Here is a 16,781-nt window from a genome sequence, read left to right on the forward strand (position 1 = left end):
GCTTGTGTGCCAAATCGTTACAATGCTAGGTTAAGGCCGCGTTAAATAAAAAGGGTGGGCCCGTGGCGCCCTTTTTGATAACGCGATCTGACGCCCCACGTTACTATCACTGCTCTCATCATAGGTTGACGGTCATGCATTGCCCTTTTTGTGGTGCCAACGATACTCGGGTGACCGATTCGCGCCTGGTGGCCGATGGCGATCAGGTACGTCGGCGTCGGCAGTGTGCCAGTTGCCAGGAGCGCTTCACCACCTATGAAACCGCCGAGCTCATCATGCCGCGTGTGGTGAAGTCCGATGGCTCCCGGGAAACCTTCGAAGAGCGCAAGCTGCGTGCCGGCATGCTGCGCGCGCTCGAGAAGCGCCCGGTCAGTGCCGAGGCGATCGAGGCCTCTGTTGAACGCATTCGCCAGTCGCTGCGCGCCCAGGGCGAGCGCGAGGTCAACGCCCGCGACATCGGCGAGGCGGTCATGAAGGCGCTTAGCGGTCTCGATCAGGTCGCCTACATCCGTTTTGCCTCGGTCTACCGCAAGTTCCAGGACCTCGACGAATTCCGCGCCGAGATCGACCGGCTGGCGCAGACCCCGAAAGGCGAGAAGAGCTGATGCAGGACTTGACCACGCGCGATAGCGCCTACATGGCCCGCGCCATTGCGCTTGCGCGCAAGGGACTCTACACCACCGACCCCAATCCCCGGGTGGGCTGCGTGATCGTGAAGGGTGAGGGAGCCTGCGCCCGTATCGTCGGCGAAGGTTTCCACGCGCGGGCCGGCGAAGCCCACGCCGAGATTCACGCCCTGAACGCTGCCGGTGAGGGCGCGCGCGGCGCCACCGCCTACGTGACCCTCGAGCCATGCTCGCATACCGGGCGCACCGGCCCCTGCGCTGTGGCGCTGATCGAGGCCGGCGTTGCCCGCGTGGTCGTGGCGATGGTCGACCCCAACCCCCAGGTGAGCGGGCGCGGCATCGTGCTGCTCGAACAGGCCGGCATTCGCGTGGCGGTGGGGCTGCTCGAAGACGAGGCCCGGGCGCTCAACCCCGGCTTCGTTTCGCGCATGAGCCGGGGCCTGCCTTTCGTGCGGCTCAAGATGGCCATGAGCCTGGATGGGCGCACCGCCATGGGCTCGGGACAGTCGCAGTGGATCACCGGGCCCGAAGCGCGCCGCCAGGTGCAACGCCTGCGCGCCCGGTCGAGCGCGATTCTGTGCGGCGTGGAGTCGGTGATCATGGACGACTCGCGCCTGACCCTGCGTCCCGAGCAGCTCGGGCTCCCCGACGGCGAGGCAATCGCTCGCCGCCAGCCGCTTCGCGTGATCATGGACTCCACCCTGCGCCTGCCGCTGGCCGCCGCGTGCCTGCGCGAGCCGGGCCAGACGCTGGTGATCACCACCGACGCGCACAGTGAAGAGAAACGCCGCAAGCTCGAGGCGGCCGGTGCGCATATCCACGTGATGCCCGCCTACCAGGCTGGCCGGGTGTCGCTGGCCGACATGCTGCGTTTTCTGGCAAGCGATCATCAGGTCAACGAAGTGCTGGTGGAAACCGGCGCCACGCTCGCCGGTGCCCTGCTCGATGCCGGGCTGGTCGACGAGCTGCAGCTTTTTGTCGCGCCCACGCTCATGGGCGGCGAGGCGCGTCCGCTGTTCGCGTTGCCGGGGCTGACCGAGATGGCGGACCAGAAGCGTCTGGACATACAGGACGTGCGCGCCGTCGGACGCGACTGGCGCATCATTGCAAGGCCCGTCGAGCGCGCTGCTCAGGTGCCGGGTACGTAAAATCTGGCGCGCGCAGGGTAGTCAAGGTACCCTGACGCGCTGAATCGCATACGCGTCGAATCGCATGAGGGTCGCGCGACCACTGTTTGGGAGATTCCATGGTGAACACCTCGTCCGAGGGGCTGTCCCCGATTGCAGAGCTCGTGGAGGATATCCGCCAGGGCAAGATGGTGATCCTCATGGACGATGAGGATCGCGAGAACGAAGGCGATATCATCATGGCCGCCGAGAAGGTGCGCCCGGAGCACATCAACTTCATGGCGCGCCACGCCTGCGGGCTGATCTGCCTGCCGATGACCCGCGAGCGCTGCGAGCGGCTCGAACTGCCGCTGATGGTGGGCAACAACGGTTCCGGTTTCGGCACCAAGTTCACGCTCTCCATCGAGGCGCGCGACGGGGTGACCACGGGCATTTCCGCCGCCGACCGTGCACGCACGGTGCAGGCCGCGGTGGCCCCGGGCGCGCGCGCCCGCGACATCGTCCAGCCCGGCCACATCTTTCCGTTGATGGCCGAGCCCGGCGGCGTGCTGCGTCGCGCAGGCCACACCGAGGCGGCCTGCGACCTGGCGGCGCTGGCCGGGTGCGACCCGAGCGGCGTGATCTGCGAGATCATGAACGACGACGGCACCATGGCCAGGCGTCCGGAGCTCGAGGCCTTCGCTCGCAAGCACGATATCAAAATGGGCACCATTGCCGACCTGATCCACTACCGCATGGTGAACGAGCAGACCGTCGAGCTGGTCGAGGCGACGTCGGTCGCCACCACCCAGGGCGAGCTCATGCTGCATGTGTTCCGCGATCGCATTCAGGGAGCTCATCACCTGGCGCTGGTCAAGGGTCGCCCTTCGCCTGAAGAGGTGACCACGGTGCGCGTGCACCTGGCCGACACCCTGCGCGACGTGCTTGGACTCAAGAAGGCCGCCTCCGGTCGCTGGCCCGCCCAGCAGGCGCTCGAGGAGATCGCCGCCGCTCCCGCCGGGGTGCTGGTGCTGGTCGACGAGGGCCACCCAAGCGTCGACCTCAAGGAGCAGCTCGACGTGTTCCTGGGCCGCGTGCAGCCGCCGCGCACCAGCGACTCAGATGGCGCCGGCAACTACCTGACCATCGGCACCGGCTCGCAGATCCTGCGCTATCTGGGCGTGGGCAAGATGCGCCTTCTGAGCTCGCCCTGGAAGTTCTCGGCGCTTTCGGGGTTCGATCTGGAAGTGGTCGAGCGGCTCGGCCCCGACGACAACGCTCCCCGGTAGATCGTCGCCAGGGCCGGCCCCGGCGCGCACGAGTGAATGTCACGAGCAGGTTTCAAGAGCAGATTTAACGAGTAGGAAGAAAAGAGATGCAATCGCTTTCCCAAGTTGAAGGTACCTTCGTCGACGTCGATGGCCGCTACGTGATCGTGGTGGGTCGCTTCAATCACCACGTGGTCGACAGCCTCGTGGAAGGCGCGGTAGACAGCCTGACGCGCCACGGCGTCGATGCCGACAACATCCATATCGTCCACGTGCCTGGCGCCTGGGAGCTTCCGCTGGCGGTCAAGCGCGTGCTCACCACCCTGAAGCCGGACGCGGTCATCGCCCTCGGTGCGGTCATCCGCGGCGGCACGCCGCACTTCGAGTACGTGGCTGGTGGCTGCAACACCGCCATCAACCACCTGCAGCTCGAGTTCGACACGCCCGTGGCCAACGGCGTGCTGACCGTCGAGTCCATCGAGCAGGCGATCGAGCGCGCCGGCACCAAGGCGGGCAACAAGGGCACCGAAGCCGCCATGGCGGCGATGGAGATGGTCTCGCTGCTGCGAGCACTGCCCATGGGAGAGCCGTCATGAGCGAGCGTCAGGCGCGCAAGCCGAGCGCGGCCCAGCAGGGGCGCCGCGCCGCCCGCGAGCTGACCGTCCAGGCGCTCTACCAGTGGCACATGACCGGCAAGTCCGCCTCTACCGTCGAGGCGGAGTTTCGTAGCCAGCTCGCCGACGACGATCTCGAGGATCACGAGAACTGGGTCAAGGTGATGCAGATCGCCGACAAGGCGCTGTTCCATACGCTGCTGCACGAAACCGTGCGCCACAAGGCGGAACTCGACCGCGAGATCGCCCCGCTGCTGGATCGCCGCCTCGAGGATCTCGATGCCATTGAGCTTGCCATCCTGCGTCTGGGCGCCTATGAACTCGCCAATCGCCTGGAAGTGCCCTACCGGGTGGCGATCAACGAAGGCGTGGAGCTTGCCAAGTCCTTTGGTGCCACCGACGGCCACAAGTACGTCAACGGCATCCTCGACAAGCTTGCCATTCGCTTGCGCAGTGCCGAGGTCAGCGCGCGCCGTCAGTAGGGCGCCGCTGTCCTGCGTTGAGAAGCCCTCGTGCTCGGCGAATTCGATCTCATTGAACGGTTTTTGAAGCCCGCCCGGGTAAGCGCCGCACACAGCGGCGTGGCACTCGGTGCGGGTGACGATGCCACCGTACTCACCCCCGAACCGGGCCACCAGCTGGTGGTCAGCGTCGATACATCGCTCGTTGATGTCCACTTCCCCGCCGATGCGCCCGCCGAGGCGATCGGGCACCGGGCGCTGGCGGTGGCGCTGAGCGATCTGGCCGCCATGGGCGCGCGCTCGCGCTGGTGCCTGATGGCGCTCAGCCAGCGCCATGACGCCTTTGCCGACGAGGCCGCCGCCACTACCTGGTACGCGGATTTTTCCCGTGGTTTTCACGCGCTGTGCGAGGCATTCGATACGGTGCTGGCCGGTGGTGACGTCACCGCCGGCGCGCTCGGCATCAGCGTCACCGTGATGGGCGAGACGCCCAGCGGCCGGGCACTGACCCGGGCCGGCGCTCGGCCCGGCGACGTCATTGCCGTAACCGGGGCGCTTGGCGGCGGTGCCGGCGGGCTACATCTATGGCAACGCGGCGAGCGGGACATGACGCATCCGCTCGTCAAACGTTATCTGCTGCCCACCCCGCGCCTCGAGGCGGGCCTGCGCCTGCGCGGGCTCGCCAGCGCCGCGATCGACGTCTCCGACGGGCTCTTGGCTGATCTTGGCCACCTGCGTCGCGCCTCCGGCGTCGGCGCTGAGCTTGACGAGGCGGCGTTGCCGCCGGCCGCCGGACTTCTCGAGGCGCTCGGCGAGCGCGAGGCGGTGGCGGCGATGCTCGGCGGCGGCGACGATTACGAGCTGCTGGTCACGCTGGCGCCGGACAACGTTGCCAAGGCTCGGCAGGCGCTCGCCAAGTGTGACGTGGCGCTCACCGTGATCGGGCGTTGCAGCGAGCAGCCCGGTGTGCGCGGCGTCGAGGCTGCGCGCGAAGGGTGGCAGCACTTTCAAGGGGAGAGGCCATGAATCAGGCACCTGGTAGCGTCTGGCGACGCCCTACCCATTTTTTCGCCTTCGGCCTGGGCAGCGGCATGGTGCCCTGGGCGCCGGGCACCTTCGGCACGCTGGCCGCAATTCCGTTTTTCTGGCTGATGGCGGATCTGCCGCTAGGCTGGTACATGAGCTTGGTGTTCGTCGCTTTCGTGGTTGGCGTGTGGCTGTGCGACAAGACCTCCCACGATCTCGGCGTACACGACCACTCCGGCATCGTCTGGGACGAGTTCGTCGGCTACTGGATCACCATGGCCGCCGTACCGTTCTCCTGGGAGGCGGCGCTTTGGGGGTTCGTGGTGTTTCGTATCTTCGACGTCTTCAAGCCCTGGCCGATCCGCTGGGCGGATCGCCGCGTGGCGGGGGGCTTCGGCATCATGATCGACGATGTCTTGGCGGGTATCTACGCCTGGAGCACCATGCACCTGTGGTTCTGGCTACACTGAAGGCCAACGCCTTCGCCGATGTGGCTTGAGCCCGGCCTGTCTGGGTCGAAAATTGCACGACCAGCGGCGTCATTCATGAAGCTGTCCGAGGAGATGGCATGCGCAAGGAACGTCTCATCGTCCCGATCATTGTGACCCTGACCGTGATCTGGGCCGTGGCGCAGCTGATTTCGAGCGTACTGTTCGAACGTAGCCTGAACCAGGCGCTGGAGGATCTCGAGGCCCGCGGCGAATGGCGCGTCAGCCGAACCGAAAGTCATCAAGGGTGGTTGACCTCACGAGGGCGGCTTTCGCTGTCGCCGCTGCTTGGTCGTCCCTGGCGGCTCGAGCTGACCTACGATGCCCGCCATGGCCTCTTGACCACCGACGTCCAAGGCACCGTCGTGCCGCGTCTGGACAGCGCCTTGCAAAAGGCGGTTGGCGAGGTATCGGCGTTGTCGCTGCCGCGTTGGGAAGGGCGCTACCATACGCTTACCGGCAAGAGCGAGCTGCGCCTGGCGCTGGCGCCGTTCATCATTCAGCAAAACGGCCGCGAGCTCGACGTGCGCGGCGCCCGACTGCGCCTCGAGGGCGTCTTCGGGGACTGGCGCCTGCGCGCGCGCTTTGATCAGCTCACCTTGAGCGACGGCCAGGCCTACCTCACCCTGGGGCCAACGACGCTCGAAAGCCGCTACACCTACATCGAGGATGCCTACCACTTCGCCCAGCGCGACCACCTGCACGTCGAGTCCGCGACGCTGTTCTATCCCGCCTTCGAAGTCCAGGTCGAGCCCATCGACCTCAACAGCGATATGGTGCTCGACGAAAGCGAGTTGCGCTTGAAGGGCCGCCTGGCACTCGGTGACGTGCGCGTACCCAGCGAAGCGCCGGAGACGTCGCTGGTGAGCGGCGTTATCGAAGCCGAGCTTTCGCGGCTTAACGCCGATGCGGTGCGCAGCATCACTGCCCGACTGCGTCAGGAAGCGGCCTGGGGCGATCGCAGTCTGCCGGTGGCCGAAGGCCTACTGGCCCGCATGGAGCCCGATATCCAGGCGCTTCTGAGCGATTCGCCGCGACTCGACGTGACCGGCATCGAGCTCGAAAGCCCGCTGCTGGGAATTACCGTCAAGGCCGATGGGGCACTGTTCTTCGATGGTCGCAAGCCCGAGGCACTCAGCGTGGTGAACCTTCAGGCACCTCTCGAGCGCGGGCGCTGGAAGGACCGCATCGACGGTGATTTCGTCTGGTACGACGCACCAACCGTGGCCGCGCTTTGGCTGGGGCTTCCGCTAGGCACCCGGGAGCTTCAGTTCGACGTCATCCGCGGTGTGTGGCGGGTGAACGGACGCCCCATGCCGGAGCTGTGGCCGCAATAGGCGCGTGCCAGGGTTGAAGTTTCGCCGTACAGCCCACATTCCTTAGACAAAGCTGGGCGGCACTGGCCGCCGGTATCCGTCGATGGAGGGCGCATGAGCGACCAGGATTTCGAGCACGACAACGAACACTCCGTATGGCTGGACGACGACGCCGAGACCCATGATCACGGTGGCGAAGGCGAACACCACTCCGACGGCGAGCAGGCGCACTCGCTGGTACCGGCAAGCGACATGCTCCCTGAGCGCATCTACCTGCTCCCCATTCACAATCGTCCGTTCTTCCCGGCGCAGGTGCAGCCCTTGGTGATCAACAGGGAGCGCTGGGAGGAGACCATGCGGCGGGTGGGCAACACGCCGCACCATACGCTGGGCGTGGCTTTTGTGGGCGAGCAAGGCGTGAGCGAGCTCGACGAGGAGGGCTTTCCCGCCATTGGCACCGCGGTGAAGGTGCACAAGCTCAAGAGCGAAGACCAGCAGATCCAGTTCATCGCCCAAGGGCTTCGTCGCTTCAAGATCCAGCGCTGGCTCTCCCGAAAACCGCCTTATCTGGTGGAGGTGACCTACCCCAAGGAGCCGGTGGACGCGGAGAACGAGGAGACCCGCGCCTACGCCATGGCGATCATCAACGGCATCAAGGAGCTGCTGCCGATCAACCCGCTCTATGGTGAAGAGCTCAAGCAGTACCTCAACCGCTTCAGCCCCAACCAGCCGGGCCCATTGACCGACTTTGCCGCGGCGATCACCTCCGCCAAGGGGCCGGAGCTTCAAGACGTACTCTCGACCCTGCCCGTGGCGGAGCGTATGCACAAGGTGCTGCCGCTGCTGCGCAAGGAGATCGACGTCGCCAAGCTGCAAAGCGAGATCAGCGAGCAGGTCAACGCTCAGATGCAGGAGCGCCAGCGCGAGTTCTTCCTGCGCGAGCAGTTGAAGGTCATCCAGCGCGAACTCGGTATCTCCAAGGGCGACCGGGAGAACGACGTCGACACCTTCCGCGAGCGCTTGAAAGCCTTGAAAGTGCCCGAGCGGGTGCAAACGCGCATCGACGAGGAGCTCGGAAAGCTCGGCGTGCTCGAGACCGGCTCGCCGGAGTACGGTACCACGCGCAACTACCTCGACTGGCTCACCTCGCTCCCTTGGGGCATCACCAGCGAGGACAAGCTCGACCTGAACCATGCCCGCCAAGTGCTGGATCGTGACCACGACGGGCTGGGTGATGTGAAGGAGCGCATCGTCGAGTTTCTCGCCGAGGGCACCTTCAAGGGCGATGTCGGCGGCTCGATCGTGCTGCTGGTCGGCCCGCCCGGGGTGGGCAAGACCTCGGTAGGACGCTCGATCGCCGAGGCCCTGGGGCGCAAGTTCTACCGCTTCTCGGTAGGCGGCATGCGCGACGAAGCCGAAATCAAGGGACACCGGCGTACCTATATCGGCGCCATGCCCGGCAAGCTGGTGCAGGCCTTCAAGGAGGTCGAGGTCGAGAACCCGGTCATCATGCTCGACGAGATCGACAAGCTTGGCCAGTCCTTTCAGGGGGACCCGGCCTCGGCGCTTCTCGAGGTGCTCGACCCTGAGCAGAACGTCGACTTCCTCGATCATTACCTCGACGTGCGCATGGATCTCTCCAAGGTGCTGTTCGTATGCACCGCCAATACCCTGGACTCGATTCCCGGCCCGCTGCTCGACCGCATGGAGCAGATTCGTCTTTCCGGCTACATCGCCGAAGAGAAGATGCAGATCGCCAAGCACCACCTATGGCCGAAGCTCTTGAAGCGCAACAAGCTGCCGAGAAAGCGCATCAACCTGACCGACGCCGCGCTCAGGCAGGTGATCGAGGGCTACGCCCGGGAAGCCGGGGTGCGCCAGCTCGAGAAACAGCTTCACCGCATCGTGCGCAAGGCGACGGTCAAGCTGCTCGAGGAGCAGGAAGAGCCGGTCAAGATCTCGGTCAAGAACCTCGAGGAGTTCCTCGGCGCGCCGCTTTTCCGAAAGGAGAAGGTGCTCAAGGGCGAAGGCGTGGTCACCGGCCTCGCCTGGACCTCGATGGGGGGAGCGACCCTGCCGATCGAGGCGGGCAAGGTGCACTCGCTGGATCGGGGCTTCAAGCTCACCGGCAAGCTCGGCGATGTGATGCAGGAGTCCGCCAACATCGCCTATAGCTACACGCTGGGCCATCTCAAGGAGTACGGCGCCCAACCGACGTTCTTCGACAAGGCGTTCATCCACCTGCACGTGCCCGAAGGGGCGACACCCAAGGATGGCCCCTCCGCCGGGGTGACGATGACCACCGCGCTGCTGTCGCTAGCCACCGGCAAGGCGATCCCGCGGCCTCTGGCGATGACCGGTGAGTTGACCCTGACCGGCCAGGTGCTGCCGGTGGGCGGCATCCGCGAGAAGGTAATCGCTGCCCGACGCAGCGACATCTTCGAGGTCATTCTGCCCGAGGCCAACCGGCGCGATTACGATGAATTGCCGGACTATTTGAAGGAGGGCATGACGGTCCACTTCGCCAATCGCTACAAGGACGTCGCCAACGTCGTCTTCGCCTAACGCCTTTTTGGTTTTGACTGGACGCCACTCTTGCGAAAGAGTGGCGTTTTTTTGGCTTATTCGTCGAATCAAACTTGGGACACGTTGCGGATAATCGCACGATAATTGTTAACAATGACAAGTGGAAAGCCAACGTGCGCAACAATCAGCCTGTCACCCAACGTGAGTACGTGCTCGACGACGAGACCGTCCTGATTTCCCGGTCGGACCTCGAGGGCAACGTCACTTATGCCAGTGCCGCCTTCGTCGAGGTCAGCGGCTACTCGCGCAACGAGTTGATGGGCTCGCCCCACAACATGATTCGCCACCCGGACATGCCGCCGGCGGCCTTTGCCGACTTCTGGAAGACCATCAAGGCCGGCGATACCTGGCAGGGGCTGGTCAAGAACCGGCGCAAGAACGGTGACCACTACTGGGTCAACGCCACGGCTGCCGCACTGCGCGATGGCGAGCGGATCGTCGGCTATACCTCGGTGCGCCGCAAGGCGAGCCCGGAGGAGATCGCGCTGGCCGACAAGGTCTATGGCGAGCTTCGCGAGAAAGGCACCTCGCGCAAGTATCGCGTCCACCAGGGAGTGCTGCGGCGCAAGGGCATGCTGGGGCTCGTCCGGCGCTTTCACCTGGGCAGCCTGCGCGCCAAGTTGATCGGCATGATGGTCGTATCGCTTCTGTTGTTGAGCCTGGCCGGGGCGGTGGGCATTCTCGGGCTGGTCAACGCCGGCGAGCGGCTCGACCGGCTCAACCGCGCCGGCCTCCAGTCGATTGCAAGTCTTCAGGAGATCGAGCGCCATATCGGCCAGACCGTCGAGCTGGTCGAGCCCGCCGTGCGCAACCCGCGCCGCGCGGACCTTGACGCGGTCGCCGCGACCACCGCCACCTACCGCGAGCAGATCGAGACCCAGTGGGCGCGTTACAGCGCGGCGGAAGAGACGGGCAACGCAAGCGTGCAAGCTTACGATGCCGCGCTCGGCGAGTGGCTGGGCGGCATCAGTGCGTCGATCACCGCGGTCAATGAGGGCAATGGGTTTGCCGCCTTCGAGGCGTTCAACGACGTCGTCACGCCGGCTACCCAGTCGCTGCGCGCGCTGAGCAGCGACCTGGTGATCCAGGAGCGCGACAACGCCCAGGCGCTGGTCGGCGAAGCGGGGCAGGAGCGCCAGCGCATGTTGGTCACTCAGCTATCGCTGATCGCCATCGGCCTGGTGGTGATGATCCTGTTGAGTGTCGTGATCCTGCGTTCGGTCTTCAAGGGCCTGGCGGGGGCTAGGCACATGACCTTCCAGGTGGCGGCAGGCAACCTCGCTGCGCGCAGCCAGCAGCGCTCAAGTGACGAGCTGGGCGATCTGCTCTACTCGCTGGATACCATGCGCTTCAGCCTGGCTGCCGTGGTCGGCGAGGTGGAAAACCGGGTCGCGGTGGTGACGCCCGCCGTCGAGCAGATCGCCGAGGAGAACGAGAGCCTCGCCCGGCGCACTGGCCAGCAGGCCAGCGCGCTCCAGCAGACCGCCGCCAGCATGGTGCAGATGACCGAGACGGTCGCCCAGAACAGCGAGAACGCCCGCCAGGCAAGCGAGCTGGCCGACCAGAACGCTGCCAGCACCCGCGATACCCGCCAGCAGATGGAAAAGCTCGTCGAGCGCATGCAGCGCATTGCCCAAAGCGCTGAGAAGATGACCGAGATGATCGGCGTGATCGACGGCATCGCCTTCCAGACCAACATCCTGGCGCTCAACGCCTCGGTGGAGGCGGCCCGGGCCGGCGAGCACGGGCGCGGCTTTGCCGTGGTGGCAAGCGAGGTGCGAAGCCTCGCCGGTCGCTCCGCCGACGCCGCCCAGGAGATTCGCCGCATGATCGACAGCGCCACCCAGGAAGTCGACGGCGGGCGCACGGCGGTGACCCAGGCGGAAGCCTCGATCGAGAACGTGATGCGCCAGGTCAGCCGGGTGAACGAGCTGATGGCCTCGATCACCGACGCCTCGAGCGAGCAGAGCAGCGGCATCGGCCAGATCAACGGCGCCATCGCCGAGATGGACAGCGCCACCCAGCAAAATGCCCACAAGGTGCAGATGATCGCCGATTCCGCCGACAACCTCACCGTCGAGGTGTTCGAACTCGCCAACGTGGTCGATGCCTTCCGCCTCAAGGGCGCCCAGGAGGAGAACATTCACGCGGCCATCGAAAAGCTCGACCGCATCAACCAGGCAAGCGACCGCCAGAGCCCGGCGCTGGCCGCACCGTGACTCACCCGAGCGGGCTATATAAACACCCGCTCATCTAGCGCCCAAAGCGCTACTCGTGCCACAATCCCTGCGCTGGATTCATCCGCCAGGCCCAGGCCTGGCATCGAACGATCGCGCTCGAGCGCGACGCAAAAAAGCAGTAGAGGACACCATGCCCGAGTATCGCTCCCGTACCACCACCGCCGGTCGCAACATGGCCGGTGCCCGCGCGCTGTGGCGCGCCACCGGCATGAAGGACGACGACTTTCACAAGCCGATCATCGCCGTGGCCAACTCCTTCACCCAGTTCGTGCCGGGGCACGTGCACCTGAAGGACATGGGCCAGCTCGTGGCGCGCGAGATCGAGAAGGCCGGGGGTGTCGCCAAGGAGTTCAACACCATCGCCGTCGATGACGGTATCGCCATGGGCCACGACGGCATGCTCTACTCGCTGCCGAGCCGCGACATCATCGCCGACAGCGTCGAGTACATGTGCAACGCCCACTGTGCCGATGCGCTGGTGTGCATATCCAACTGCGACAAGATCACCCCGGGAATGCTGATGGCCGCCATGCGCTTGAACATTCCGGTCGTCTTCGTCTCCGGTGGGCCGATGGAGGCGGGCAAGACCAAGCTGCTGGATCACGGCCTGGATCTGGTCGACGCCATGGTGATGGCCGCCGACGACAGCGTCGACGACGAAACGCTGGCGGAAATCGAGCGCAGCGCCTGCCCGACCTGCGGCAGCTGCTCCGGCATGTTCACCGCCAACTCGATGAACTGCCTGACCGAAGCGCTGGGCCTGGCGCTGCCGGGCAACGGCACGGTGCTTGCCACCCACGCCGACCGCCGCCGGCTGTTCGAGAATGCCGGCCACCGCATCGTGGAGTTGGCCAAGCGCTACTACGAAGGCGAAGAGGCGCACCTGCTGCCTCGCGCCATAGGCTCGAAAGCCGCGTTCGAAAACGCCATGACCCTGGACATCGCCATGGGCGGCTCTACCAACACCATCCTGCACCTGCTGGCCGCCGCCCAGGAAGCCGAGATCGATTTCACTCTGGCTGACATCGACCGACTCTCGCGCACCGTACCGCAGCTCTGCAAGGTAGCGCCCAATACCCAGAAGTATCACATCGAGGACGTTCACCGCGCCGGCGGCATCATGGCGATTCTCGGCGAGCTCGATCGCGCCGGCGTGCTCGATACCTCCGTGCCCACGGTCTACGGCGACAGCCTGGCCGCGGCACTCGAGGAGTGGGACATCATGCGCTCGCCAAGCAGCGAGGTGGTCGAGTTCTTCAAGGCCGGCCCCGGCGGTATCCCCACCCAGACCGCGTTTTCGCAAAGCGCGCGCTGGCCAAGCCTGGACGGCGACCGTGCCACCGGCTGCATTCGCGATCTCGAACATGCTTTTTCGAAAGAGGGCGGGCTGGCGGTGCTGTTCGGCAACATCGCTCGCGACGGCTGCGTGGTGAAGACCGCCGGCGTCGACGACTCGATCCTGGTATTCGAAGGCCGCGCCTACGTGGTGGAGTCGCAGGACCAGGCGGTGGCGGACGTGCTCGATGGCAAGGTGAAGGAGGGCGACGTGGTGGTGATCCGCTACGAAGGTCCGAAAGGCGGCCCGGGCATGCAGGAGATGCTCTACCCGACGTCGTACTTGAAGTCCAAGGGGCTGGGCAAGGCGTGTGCGTTGCTGACCGATGGGCGCTTCTCCGGCGGCACCTCCGGACTCTCGATCGGTCACGTCTCCCCGGAAGCCGCCGCTGGCGGCGCCATCGGCCTGGTCGAGCAGGGCGACCCCATCCTCATCGACATTCCCAACCGCGCGATCAACGTGCAGGTGAGTGATGCCGAGCTCGCCAAGCGTCGTGAAGCGATGGACGCCCGCGGCAAGGACGCCTGGAAGCCGGTCGACGAGCGCCCGCGCAAGGTTTCCGCCGCCCTCAAGGCCTACGCACTGCTCGCCACCTCCGCCGACAAGGGCGCCGTGCGCGACCTCTCCAAGCTCGACTGAGCTTCCGCGCTACGGTCCTGGCACCGCGCTTCGTGGTGCCTTTCGCGGGTGCGCCGTTCGGCTTACCCGCGCTACGGGGTCTATGCCAGCACTAACCGTAGCGCGGCGTAACGAGCGCCAGCGAGGCATCCGCGTGGCGGCGCCAGCCGCCTGGTTCGACCACCTAGATCAGGTCCGACGCATCCCGGCGTCGTTCATCACGCAGCTTGTCACGGGCGATGAACAGCGCGGCGATGGCGCGCGCCTCGTGGAAATCCTCGCGCAGCAGCAGGGCAGGCAGCTCTTCGATGGCGTGGGTCTCGACGATCAAGGGCTCCGGCTCATCGCCGGGTAGCCGTTTGGGGTATAGGTCGGTAGCCATCAACACCTGGATGCGGTGGTGCATGTAGTTGGGCGCCATGGAGAGCTCGACGAGTGGCTCGATGCGCCGGGCGCCGAAGCCGCACTCCTCCATCAGCTCGCGGTTGGCGGCGGTGACGAGATCCTCGCCCGGGTCCACCAGGCCCTTGGGCAGGGTGAGGGTGTATTCCTCGAAACCGGCGGCGTATTCGCGAATCATCAGCACGTGCTCCGGGTCCGGCATCGCGACGATCATCACCGCCGGTCGGCCGCTACCGCTCAAGCGCTCGAAGCGGCGCTCCGCACCGTTGGAAAAGCGCAGGTCCAGCGCCTCGACGTGAAAAAGCTGGCTTCTCGCCACGCTTTCGCGACCCAGGATGCGCGGCTTGACCGGGTAGCGGGAGGCGTCGTTGGAAGTGGGGGTGTCGGGGTGCGGCATGGGGGCCTCCGTGGCTCGAAAAAACGGCTTGGGCTACAATAGCACGCCTACCGTTTCGACTGTCGTTTCAACACCGGAGTGGCCATGATTGATTGGCGCGAGATCGATACCGTCCTGCTCGACATGGACGGCACGCTGCTGGATTTGCACTTTGACAGCCACTTCTGGCTAGAGCACCTGCCCAAGCGCTACGCCGAGTTGCACAAGCTCGACCAGGCGACCCAGGACACGCTCAAGGCGCGCATCATCGGCGAGCAGGGCACCCTCAACTGGTACAGCCTGGCCTACTGGAGCCGCGAGCTCGATGTCGACGTGGTGGCGCTCAAGCGCGAGGTGCAGCACCTGATCGGCTTTCGCAGCGATGCGCTGGACTTTCTCACCTGGCTGAAGACGGCGCACCCTCGCGTGGTGCTGGCCACCAATGCCGACCGGGCAAGCCTGTCGCTCAAATTGCCGCTGACGGGGTTGGAAAAGTACCTCGACGCCATCATCTCATCGGAAGACGTAGGCGCGGCGAAGGAGGAGCAGGCGTTCTGGTTGGCGCTCGCCGAGCGCGAACCCTTCGACCCGGCCCGTACCTTGTTCATCGACGACAACCCGCACGTGCTCGAGAGCGCCCGCGAGTTCGGCATCAAGTACCTGATGGGGATCAAGCAGCCTGACAGCCAGCGCCCCGAAAAGGAGCTGCAGGCGTTCATCGCCCTCGATCGATTTGCCCAACTGCTGCCCGGCGATCTGCCGGGGCCGCAAGGAGAGTTCAATGAGTGACAGCGTTCGCCTGGATAAATGGCTCTGGGCCGCTCGGTTCTTCAAGACCCGGGCACTGGCCAAGAAAGCCATCGAAGGCGGCAAGGTCCATTACGATGGCGCCCGCGTGAAGACCAGCAAGAACGTGGAGCTGGGCGCGCTGATACGCGTGCCCCAAGGGTGGGACATCTTCGAGGTCGAGGTCATTGGACTGTCCGATCAGCGCCGGGGTGCTCCGGAGGCGCGCACGCTCTACGCCGAGACCGATGAAAGCACCGTCCGCCGTGCCAAGGAGGCCGAGGCGCGCCGTCTTACCAATGAAGTCATGCAGCATCCTCTCAAGCGTCCCGACAAGAAGCAGCGCCGGGATATTCAGCGTTTCCAGCGCCACCAGGGCGAGTGAGCCCAGGGCGCCTGTCGCCCCTGTTGCTGCCCCTATTTTCCAACGGTTCTTTCCATGTCCGATCAAATTCAGCGGTTCCTGTTCGACCAGACCAACGTGCGCGGCGAGATCGTCACGCTCGATACCACCTATGCCGAAGTGCTCACCCGTCACGGCTACCCCCACGCGGTCAACGTGCTGCTCGGCGAGCTGCTTGCCGCAGTGGCGCTTCTGACCGACACGGTGAAGCTCGATGGCACGCTGAGCATCGAGGTGCGCGGGCGGGGCGATCTCTCCCTGCTCATGGCGGAATCCAATCCCGGTGGCGAACTGCGCGCCATCGCTCGCCTCGATGAAGAGGGGGTGCTTCCCGCCGAGGACGCCAGCTTTCGCGAGCTGGTAGGCGAGGGCCAGATCGTGATCACCCTCGACCCCAAGGAAGGCAAGCGTTATCAGGGGATCGTCGCCCTGGAGCATGAGACCCTGGGGGCCTGTCTCGAAGCCTACTTCAGCCAGTCCGAACAGCTGCCCACGCGGCTTTGGCTGGCCGCGGATGGCAAGAAGGCGGGGGGGCTTTTGCTCCAGCGCCTGCCGGATGCTTCTCAAAACCAGGATGTGGACGCATGGGAGCGCAGCGTGCACTTGGCTGAGACGATCAAGCAAGAAGAACTGCTGGGTCTCGAGCAGCGGGAAGTGCTCTATCGCCTCTATCATGAGGAGACGGTGCGTGTCTTCGATCCCAAGGCGCTGCGCTTTGGCTGCACCTGCTCGCGCGAGCGCATGACTCGCGCGCTGCACACCCTGGGCGAGGCCGAACTGAAGGACATTCTGGCCGATCAGGGTGAAATCGACACTCAATGCCACTTCTGCCACACGAAATATCACTACACGGCGGCGGAAATCGAAGCATTGATCGACAACCCCGACGCGCCGGCACCGACCATCCATTGAGCTTGTAGTCAGGCGCCGAGAATGGCTGGATCACCCCCTGCCCCTTTCACGCCAGGCCACCGCTGACTTCTTGGACTAAAGGCAAACGAGTGTTTGAAAAATTACCGCAGCGCAGCACGAGAAATCCTTGAATTGTAGTAGTTTAACTACAAAACGGATCGCTCAAGCCCCTGTTTTACGGGGGCTTTCTTTTTGCCATAATGCGCCGGTCTTCAGT

The 16,781-nt window shown here is 65.2% G+C and carries 15 protein-coding genes; 14 read left to right on the top strand and 1 reads right to left on the bottom strand.

Annotation, left to right across the window (positions count from 1 at the left end):
* Positions 1 to 134 precede the first annotated feature (134 nt).
* The 11 genes from nrdR to ilvD all read left to right on the top strand — a co-directional run bounded on the left by nrdR (position 135) and on the right by ilvD (position 13,706).
* Positions 135 to 605: a transcriptional regulator NrdR gene (gene nrdR / locus GEV37_RS10285; RefSeq protein ID WP_227390167.1), complete on the top strand. Its 471-nt coding sequence runs from the start codon at positions 135 to 137 to the stop codon at positions 603 to 605.
* On the top strand, positions 605 to 1,774 hold the full coding sequence (gene ribD, locus GEV37_RS10290; RefSeq protein ID WP_227390168.1) for a bifunctional diaminohydroxyphosphoribosylaminopyrimidine deaminase/5-amino-6-(5-phosphoribosylamino)uracil reductase RibD: 1,170 nt from the start codon (positions 605 to 607) through the stop codon (positions 1,772 to 1,774). The genes nrdR and ribD overlap by 1 nt, the downstream gene beginning before the upstream one ends.
* Before the next feature lie 98 nt (positions 1,775 to 1,872).
* On the top strand, positions 1,873 to 3,021 hold the full coding sequence (ribBA, locus tag GEV37_RS10295) for a bifunctional 3,4-dihydroxy-2-butanone-4-phosphate synthase/GTP cyclohydrolase II (RefSeq protein ID WP_227390169.1): 1,149 nt from the start codon (positions 1,873 to 1,875) through the stop codon (positions 3,019 to 3,021).
* Between the two features lie 86 nt (positions 3,022 to 3,107).
* Entirely contained in the window at positions 3,108 to 3,596 is a 489-nt protein-coding gene (gene ribH / locus GEV37_RS10300; protein ID WP_227390170.1) for a 6,7-dimethyl-8-ribityllumazine synthase, read from the top strand.
* The gene (gene nusB / locus GEV37_RS10305) at positions 3,593 to 4,096 is read left to right on the top strand and encodes a transcription antitermination factor NusB (protein ID WP_227390171.1); all 504 of its coding nucleotides are present in this window, start codon (positions 3,593 to 3,595) and stop codon (positions 4,094 to 4,096) included. Before ribH ends, nusB begins: the two co-directional genes overlap by 4 nt.
* A 30-nt stretch (positions 4,097 to 4,126) precedes the next feature.
* Entirely contained in the window at positions 4,127 to 5,101 is a 975-nt protein-coding gene (thiL, locus tag GEV37_RS10310; protein WP_227390172.1) for a thiamine-phosphate kinase, read from the top strand.
* A complete protein-coding gene (locus GEV37_RS10315; protein ID WP_227390173.1) occupies positions 5,098 to 5,571 on the top strand; it encodes a phosphatidylglycerophosphatase A family protein in 474 nt (157 codons plus the stop codon). The genes thiL and GEV37_RS10315 overlap by 4 nt, the downstream gene beginning before the upstream one ends.
* A gap of 98 nt (positions 5,572 to 5,669) precedes the next feature.
* Complete coding sequence (locus tag GEV37_RS10320; RefSeq protein ID WP_227390174.1) at positions 5,670 to 6,926, top strand: DUF945 family protein; 1,257 nt, start codon at positions 5,670 to 5,672, stop codon at positions 6,924 to 6,926.
* Positions 6,927 to 7,019: 93 nt separating this feature from the next.
* Positions 7,020 to 9,470 (top strand): endopeptidase La, encoded by a 2,451-nt coding sequence (gene lon / locus GEV37_RS10325; protein ID WP_227390175.1) that lies wholly within the window; start codon positions 7,020 to 7,022, stop codon positions 9,468 to 9,470.
* A gap of 134 nt (positions 9,471 to 9,604) precedes the next feature.
* A complete protein-coding gene (locus GEV37_RS10330; RefSeq protein WP_227390176.1) occupies positions 9,605 to 11,710 on the top strand; it encodes a methyl-accepting chemotaxis protein in 2,106 nt (701 codons plus the stop codon).
* 151 nt (positions 11,711 to 11,861) lie between these two features.
* Positions 11,862 to 13,706 (top strand): dihydroxy-acid dehydratase, encoded by a 1,845-nt coding sequence (ilvD, locus tag GEV37_RS10335; protein ID WP_227390177.1) that lies wholly within the window; start codon positions 11,862 to 11,864, stop codon positions 13,704 to 13,706.
* A gap of 163 nt (positions 13,707 to 13,869) precedes the next feature.
* On the opposite strand, the gene nudE is transcribed toward ilvD, so the two are convergent.
* On the bottom strand, positions 13,870 to 14,484 hold the full coding sequence (gene nudE, locus GEV37_RS10340) for an ADP compounds hydrolase NudE (RefSeq protein WP_227390178.1): 615 nt from the start codon (positions 14,482 to 14,484) through the stop codon (positions 13,870 to 13,872).
* Positions 14,485 to 14,568: 84 nt separating this feature from the next.
* On the opposite strand from nudE, the gene yrfG reads away from it, so the two are divergent.
* Genes yrfG through hslO form a run of 3 tightly spaced genes read left to right on the top strand, consistent with a single transcriptional unit; the run spans position 14,569 to position 16,564 of the window.
* The gene (gene yrfG / locus GEV37_RS10345; protein WP_227390179.1) at positions 14,569 to 15,252 is read left to right on the top strand and encodes a GMP/IMP nucleotidase; all 684 of its coding nucleotides are present in this window, start codon (positions 14,569 to 14,571) and stop codon (positions 15,250 to 15,252) included.
* Entirely contained in the window at positions 15,245 to 15,634 is a 390-nt protein-coding gene (gene hslR, locus GEV37_RS10350) for a ribosome-associated heat shock protein Hsp15 (RefSeq protein ID WP_227390180.1), read from the top strand. The genes yrfG and hslR overlap by 8 nt, the downstream gene beginning before the upstream one ends.
* 54 nt (positions 15,635 to 15,688) lie before the next feature.
* Complete coding sequence (hslO, locus tag GEV37_RS10355) at positions 15,689 to 16,564, top strand: Hsp33 family molecular chaperone HslO (protein ID WP_227390181.1); 876 nt, start codon at positions 15,689 to 15,691, stop codon at positions 16,562 to 16,564.
* Positions 16,565 to 16,781: the final 217 nt, after the last annotated feature.

Origin of the sequence: Vreelandella malpeensis (genome assembly GCF_020622355.1) — a bacterium.
Taxonomy (GTDB): Bacteria; Pseudomonadota; Gammaproteobacteria; order Pseudomonadales; family Halomonadaceae; genus Vreelandella; species Vreelandella malpeensis.

Bases quoted from the DNA above. Each gene is read 5' to 3' on its own strand.
- nrdR (WP_227390167.1), top strand. From the start codon at position 135: ATGCATTGCCCTTTTTGTGGTGCCAACGATACTCGGGTGACCGATTCG.
- ribD (WP_227390168.1), top strand. From the start codon at position 605: ATGCAGGACTTGACCACGCGCGATAGCGCCTACATGGCCCGCGCCATT.
- ribBA (WP_227390169.1), top strand. From the start codon at position 1,873: ATGGTGAACACCTCGTCCGAGGGGCTGTCCCCGATTGCAGAGCTCGTG.
- ribH (WP_227390170.1), top strand. From the start codon at position 3,108: ATGCAATCGCTTTCCCAAGTTGAAGGTACCTTCGTCGACGTCGATGGC.
- nusB (WP_227390171.1), top strand. From the start codon at position 3,593: ATGAGCGAGCGTCAGGCGCGCAAGCCGAGCGCGGCCCAGCAGGGGCGC.
- GEV37_RS10315 (WP_227390173.1), top strand. From the start codon at position 5,098: ATGAATCAGGCACCTGGTAGCGTCTGGCGACGCCCTACCCATTTTTTC.
- GEV37_RS10320 (WP_227390174.1), top strand. From the start codon at position 5,670: ATGCGCAAGGAACGTCTCATCGTCCCGATCATTGTGACCCTGACCGTG.
- lon (WP_227390175.1), top strand. From the start codon at position 7,020: ATGAGCGACCAGGATTTCGAGCACGACAACGAACACTCCGTATGGCTG.
- ilvD (WP_227390177.1), top strand. From the start codon at position 11,862: ATGCCCGAGTATCGCTCCCGTACCACCACCGCCGGTCGCAACATGGCC.
- nudE (WP_227390178.1), bottom strand. From the start codon at position 14,484: ATGCCGCACCCCGACACCCCCACTTCCAACGACGCCTCCCGCTACCCG.
- yrfG (WP_227390179.1), top strand. From the start codon at position 14,569: ATGATTGATTGGCGCGAGATCGATACCGTCCTGCTCGACATGGACGGC.
- hslR (WP_227390180.1), top strand. From the start codon at position 15,245: ATGAGTGACAGCGTTCGCCTGGATAAATGGCTCTGGGCCGCTCGGTTC.
- hslO (WP_227390181.1), top strand. From the start codon at position 15,689: ATGTCCGATCAAATTCAGCGGTTCCTGTTCGACCAGACCAACGTGCGC.